We start from the raw sequence: 6,260 nt of genomic DNA, 5'->3' as shown, positions 1-6,260 counted from the left end.
GGGCGCGCCGCCCAGCCGCGGCGCGCGGCCTCCGCCCGCCCGACGGCCGCGTCCACCCCGGCGGCGCCGGCGACGGGCACGCTGCCGACCAGCTCGGCGATCCGGGCCGGGTTCTCCTTATTGATCACCCCGCGTCCCGTAGCGCGGAGATCAGGCAGGCACGCAGCAGGTACGCCCTGGCCGCCTCCGGATCGGCCGCCAGCGCCCGCAGCTCGTCGTGCCGGCCGGAGGAGTCACTGGGGCTGCGCATCCGCTCCCAGTTCCCGTGGCTGATCGCCTGCACATGGTCGAGCGCCACCTCCCGCCGCCGCGCGGCCACCGCGCCGGGCGGGCTCGCCCCGGCCAGGGCCGTGGCCATCAGGACCGCGTCGTGGATGCCGCTGTTCATGCCGAGGCCGCCGAGCGGGTTGTTCACGTGCGCCGCGTCGCCCGCCAGCAGCACCCGGCCGTCCAGGAAGCGGGCGGCGACCCGCTGGTGGACGCGGTAGAGCGAGGCGTGCGCCACCTCCCAGTCGCGCCCGGGGTCGGCGACGGCGCGCAGCCGCCCCCGCAGCCGGGCCAGCTCCTCCTCGTCGGTGGTGCCGTCCGGGGTGGGCAGCAGCACCCGCCAATGATCGGGGGTACGCAGCAGGACCAGCCACTCCTCCGGATCGAAGACGTAGTTGATCGGCGCGATCCCCGGCAGCAGGGTCTCCAGGTCCTCGCGGACGGAGGCGACCAGGAAACGTTCCGGGTAGGTGATGCCCTCGAACGGGATGCCGAGCGAGCGCCGTACCGCGGAGTGGGCCCCGTCGGCGCCGACCAGCCAGTCACCCGCGAAACGCGCGCCCCGCGCGGTCGTCACCAGCACCCCGCCGGTCTGCGGCGCGACGTCCGCGACCTCCTGCCCGAACAGCACCTCGCCGCCGTGCCGCAGGACGTGCTCGTGCAGGATCGGGGTGAGCTTGCTCTGCTCGCACTGCACCCGGAAGGGGAAGGGGGTGTCGCCGGACAGCACCCCCAGGTCCAGCGTGGCGATCGGGCCGCCGCGGCGGTCGCGGTACTGGAAGGTCGCGGCGGTCAGGCCGAGCGCCATGAGCTCGTCGAGCACCCCGAGCGAGGCCAGCATCTCCAGCGTCGGTGGATGGAAGGTGGAGGCCCGCGACTCGGCCGCCAGCACGGCCCCGGCCTCCAGCACGGTGACCGGGACGCCGCCGCGCGCCAGCGTGAGCGCCGCGGCCAGGCCCACCGGCCCGGCCCCCGCCACCAGCACGCGCCTCATGGGGAGCCCTGGACGCCGACCACCCGTGCCCCGGTGAAGAACCGGATCGTCTCCGCCGTGCCCTCCTCGCCCAGGCCCGACAGCCCCCACGCCGGCCGCGGCGTGAACAGGTGCAGGCTCATCACGCTGGAGCCGTTGACCTTCACCTCACCGGCCCTGATCCGCCGGGCGAGCGCGAGCGCCCGCTCCTCGTCGCCACCGACCACGTACCCCTCCAGCCCGTACGGGGTGGCGTTGGCCAGCGTCAGGGCCTCCTCCACCGTGTCGTACGGCACGACGGCGGCGACCGGCCCGAAGATCTCGTCGGCCAGGTCGGCCCCGGTGATCAGCGTCGGCGCCAGAAAATTGCCCTTGTCCGGCATGTCCCCGTACGCCGTCGCCCGTCCTCCGGCGCCGGCGACCGCGTCCCTGACCCGGCGCAGGTGGGCGGAGTGGACGAGCGGCCCGAACTCCGTCCCGTCCGCGAGCGGATCACCGGTGCGCAGCGCGGCGAGCCGTTCCCCGGTCGCCTCCAGCAGCTCGCCGAGCCGTGCGCGCGGCACGATGAGCCTGCCCAGCGCCCGGCACCACTGCCCGTTGAGCGTGGTGAGCAGCTCGGCGGCGGCGTCGGCGGCGGCCCCCGTTCCCGCGTCGGGCATGACGACCAGCGGATTGTTGCCGCCGAGCTCCAGCTGGGCGGGACGCAGGCCCGCCGCGCAGGCCATGGCCACGGACCTGCCGCCCAGGAGGCCGCCGGTGAACGACACCGCGCGGATCCTGGGGTCCCCGGCGAGCAGCGCGCCGGTGCGCGGGCCGCCGTGGACGAGCTGGAAGACGCCCGGCGGCAGCACCTCGTGCAGGACCTCGGCGAGCACCTGGGTGCCGTGCGGAGCGTACTCGCTCACCTTGACGATCACCGGGCAGCCGGCCGCGAGCGCGCTGGCGGCCTTGTGCGCGGCCATCGGCGCGGGCGCGTTCCACGGCACCAGGCAGAGCGCGGGCCCCCAGGGCAGCCGGTGCACCTCCACCGCGTCCCTGACCGACAGGAGCAGCCCCTCGCGCACCTGCGCGGCGGCGAGCGCGAACGCCCCGTGGACGATCATGCCCAGGGGAGCGGCCTGCCGGATCGGCACCCCGGTGGCGAAGGACTCCAGGCGGACGATCTCCCCGGCCCGCTCGGCCAGCGCCCGCGCCGCCTCCTCCAGCAACGAGGCCCGACGCGGCCCGGGGGTGTCCGCCCACGCGGCGGCCGCCCTTTCGGCCGCCGCCAGCGCCGCTTCCACGCGCCCGGGGGACGAACCGAGCGCCCTTCGCCTGGGCTCGCCCGTGGCCGGGTCCTCCAGGTCGAACCCGAGGTCGTCCCCGCAGTCCCCCCACACCCCGCCGACCAGATCGCGGGTCGCCGGGACCTCGGGAGGCACGCCCGGTCCGTCGCAGGGTGCCGGGACCTCGGAGGTCATGCCGGATCCGCCACGCCCTGCCGGGACCTCGGGGGTCATGGCCGGTCCGCCACGGCGAACAGCTCGTTCTCCTTGGCCTGGGTGACGAGCTGGGCGGCCTCCAGCCTGCCGCGTTCGGCCGGGAAGGTCATCACCAGCCCCATCGCCAGGTCCCGCAGCGCCCGCCCGACGACGCCGCCCATCATCGCGCCGGACGTGCCCGAGGCCTTGAACGCGCTCAGCGCCACCTGGAAGCAGGACTCCGTCACCGATCCCTTGCCGAGCCGCCACTGCCGGAACACCTCGTCCTTGGGCCGCAGCGGCGGTTGCGAGGTCTCCAGCAGCAGCTGCCTGCGCAGCCACAGGTACGCGGTCTCCAGCTGCACGGTCATGTCCCCGATGAGCTGCTGATGCACGGGGGAGGAGGCGATCGGCCGCCCGGTGTCGGCGAAGGTCTTCCTGGTGAGCTGCTCGACCACGACGTCGAACACGTTCTGCGCGCAGCCGGTGTAGACGGCGGCGATGGCGAGCTGGTTGCCGACGAAGCTGCCCCGGCTCATCCTGAGCATCCGGGTGAACGCTCCCGGGACGGTCAGCGCCTCGTCCTCGGGGATGAACACCCCCTCCAGCCGGATGCCGTTGTTGGCGGTGGCGCGCATCCCGAGACCGTCCCACGGCGCGCGGACGGACACGCCCGGGGCGTCGCGCGGCACGAAGAACGTCACGAGCCCGTCGGCGGTCTCGTGGCCTTCGAGCTTGGCCGTGGTCAGGTAGTAGTCGGCCACGCCGGTCGCGCAGCCGAAGGACTTCTCGCCGTCGAGGAGCCAACCGCCCGCGGTACGGCGGGCCGTGGTGGCGATGGTGATGTTGGCGGTGGAGCTCTTGACCGACTCGGAGGCGAAGTTGGCCAGCCACACCCCCGAGGCCATCCTGGTCAGCACCTTCCCGGCGAAGGCCCGGACGACCGGGATCTCCTCATCGGCGAACAGCCCCGCCTCGACGGCCTCCAGAGGAAGCAGCCCGCGCGAGGCGCTGGTGTTGTGGAAGAAATAGGCCAGCGCGGTGGAGGGGCAGGCGGTGCCCATCGCGAACGTGGCCGCCGCCAGGTCGCGCAGCGTCCCCCCGAGCCCGCCGTACTCCTGCGGGACCACCAGCCCGAGCAGCCCCGCCTCCCGCAGCAGCGCCACGTGCTCGACGGGGAAGCGGGCCTGTTCGTCGGCCTTGGCGGCCTCGGCTCGCAGCGCGGGAAGCACCGACTCCACGCGCTCCGCCCGAGCGCGTTCGGCCGCGGTCATGTCGTCGACGAGCCGTTCACCCGTCAGCCTGTCGGTCACATTCGCCCCTTCAACAACCCTCGATGTGCTCAGTCGTTCTCGGCGCTCTCAGTGCGTGAATCGATAGGTCCGGCCCGGCAGCACCGAGCCCCAGGAACGCTCCAGCTCCGCCGCGCCGGCGATCAGGGCGGCCCGGTCCACGGGGCTGGCCACCTCCAGCTCCCCGGCCAGGAACAGGACGTCCTCCGCGGGCAGCGCGCCGTCCACGCCGCCCAGCGTGGTGTCGAACCGCCACACCCCGCTCTTCATCGCGACCAGCGCGTTGACCAGGCCGATGCCGTGCCGTTCGCGCAGCCCGACGCGGAGCGCCGCTCCTCCCGCCACGGCGGCGGCCTCCTGGATGACGCGCCGGACCTGGAGCGGCGTGGCCGCGGAGCCGCCCTCCTCCAGGGCGATCTCGTCGCAGCCGAGCGCGGCCAGGCGGGCGACCTGCGCCACGACGCGATGCTCGCGGCCTGCGGCGAAGGCGTCGGGCAGGTTCGCGACCGTGACCAGACCGGCCCGCTGCGCCGCCTCCAGGATCGGGCAGTGCTCCTCCGCCCGGAACTCCACCATGCCGGCCCGCGGTGCGGCCTCCGGGGCCGGGCCGTGCTCCTTCGCCCGGAACTCCACCACGCCGGCCCCGGCGGCGGCCACGTCCGCGACCTGCTCGGGGCGGGTGATCAGGGCGGAGGCGGTGGCCGGGGCGAGGTCCTCGGGCGGGGGCGCGTCGCCGTACAGGTCGAAGAGCCTGACCCGGGTGCCCGCGGCGCGCAGCAGCCGCGCGATCCCGGCCAGGCGCGGGCCGCTGAAGCCGCGGACGCGCAGGACGGCGAGGAGCCCTGTGTCCGCGACCGTGATCCGGTCGGGCAGCGGGTCGGCGAGCTGGCTCCAGGCCCGCGAGTGGAACAGGACGGGCGCCACCCGCCGCGGCGTGGCGGTGCCGAGCACCTCGCCGACGAAAATCGTGTGATCGCCTCCCGGGTACGCGTGCGCGACCCGGCAGTCCAGCCAGCCGACGGAGTCCGTCAGCACGGGCGACCCGGTCTGCCCGGCCTGCCAGCCGGCGCCGGAGAAACGATCCGCGTCCGGCCCGGCGAACCGGCGGCCGAGCGCCGCCTGGTCCTTGCCGAGGATGCTCACCGCGTACGTGCCGTGCTCCGCCACGAGGTCGTGCGTCCTGGTGCCGCGCGCCAGGCAGACCAGCACCATCGGGGGATCGAGGCTCACGCTGGAGAAGGCGCTCGCCGTCATCCCGTGCCGGCGGCCGCCGGCCCCGGTGGTCACGATCACCACGCCGCTCGGCCACTGTGCCAGGACCCTGCGGAAGGCCGCGCCGTCAGTCGCCACTGCTCCTCGCTGTTTCAACAGAGGAAACGCTGTAACGCTGAAGGTAACGAACTCGTTCTTTAGTGTCAACGTGACGGTGTTTCCCTCACGGAAATACACTGGGCGGGTGAACGCTCAAGTCGAGATCGAGAACCAGAGCAGGTCCATCGCCTCGGTGGAGCGGGCGATGGACGTCCTGCTCCTGTTCGGCCGGAGCAATCGCGCGGACCTGGGCGTCACCGAGATCGCCACGGAGCTCGACCTGACGAAGGCGGCCGTCCACCGCATCCTCACGGCGCTGCGCAGTCGCGAGCTCATCGCGCTCGACCCCGTCACCAGGCGCTACTCCCTGGGTCACGCCGCCATCGCGCTCGGCCGCGCCTACATGGCCCGTACCGACCTGCGCGCCATGGCCGGCACGGAGCTGCGCCGCCTGTCCGTGAGCACGGAGGAGACGGCCACCCTGTCCGTACGGCGCGGCGACACGCGCCTCTACGTCGACCAGGTCGTGCCCGCCCAGGAGCTGCGCATGGAGGTCTCGCTCGGCATCCCCTACCCGTTGCACGCGGGCAGCTCCTCCAAGGCGATCCTCGCGTTCCTGCGGGAGGAGGAGATCGAGGGCTACATGGTCAGGCACAGACTCGACGCCCTCACCGCCAGGACCATCACCGACCCGGACAAGCTGCGCGCCGAGCTGGCGGCCATCAGGCGCCGGGGCTACGCCACCTCGCTGGGCGAGCGCCAGGAGGGCGCGGCCTCCGTCGCCGCGCCGATCTTCGACCACGACGGCCTGGTGATCGCGGCCGTGAGCGTCGCGGGGCCGGGCGCCCGCTTCAAGGCGCACCTGCAGGAGGCGGCCCGGCCGCTCCTCGAATCGGCCGCCCGCCTGTCCGCCCAGCTCGGCCACCACCCGTAGCCCTCGCTTGTCCGCCCAGCTCG

General features: G+C 74.2%; 5 protein-coding genes. 1 reads left to right on the top strand and 4 read right to left on the bottom strand.

Going from position 1 to position 6,260, the window contains the following annotated elements; translation table 11 throughout:
• Positions 1-124: 124 nt before the first annotated feature.
• The 4 genes from ABEA43_RS58395 to ABEA43_RS58380 are packed head-to-tail and all read right to left on the bottom strand — an operon-like array spanning position 125 to position 5,342.
• Positions 125-1,261, bottom strand: a complete 1,137-nt coding sequence (locus tag ABEA43_RS58395) for an FAD-dependent oxidoreductase (protein ID WP_345576492.1) — start codon at positions 1,259-1,261, stop codon at positions 125-127.
• The gene (locus ABEA43_RS58390; protein WP_345576490.1) at positions 1,258-2,700 is read right to left on the bottom strand and encodes an aldehyde dehydrogenase family protein; all 1,443 of its coding nucleotides are present in this window, start codon (positions 2,698-2,700) and stop codon (positions 1,258-1,260) included. Before ABEA43_RS58390 ends, ABEA43_RS58395 begins: the two co-directional genes overlap by 4 nt.
• A 35-nt stretch (positions 2,701-2,735) precedes the next feature.
• Complete coding sequence (locus ABEA43_RS58385) at positions 2,736-4,013, bottom strand: acyl-CoA dehydrogenase family protein (RefSeq protein WP_345576488.1); 1,278 nt, start codon at positions 4,011-4,013, stop codon at positions 2,736-2,738.
• Between the two features lie 48 nt (positions 4,014-4,061).
• On the bottom strand, positions 4,062-5,342 hold the full coding sequence (locus ABEA43_RS58380) for a flavin reductase (RefSeq protein ID WP_345576486.1): 1,281 nt from the start codon (positions 5,340-5,342) through the stop codon (positions 4,062-4,064).
• Positions 5,343-5,448: 106 nt separating this feature from the next.
• On the opposite strand from ABEA43_RS58380, the gene ABEA43_RS58375 reads away from it, so the two are divergent.
• On the top strand, positions 5,449-6,237 hold the full coding sequence (locus tag ABEA43_RS58375) for an IclR family transcriptional regulator (protein WP_345576484.1): 789 nt from the start codon (positions 5,449-5,451) through the stop codon (positions 6,235-6,237).
• Positions 6,238-6,260: the final 23 nt, after the last annotated feature.

It is taken from the genome of Nonomuraea rosea (assembly GCF_039539705.1).
GTDB lineage: Bacteria > Actinomycetota > Actinomycetes > Streptosporangiales > Streptosporangiaceae > Nonomuraea > Nonomuraea rosea.
Note: the sequence above shows the minus strand (reverse complement) of the source record. Positions and strands in the feature narration are given on the sequence as shown.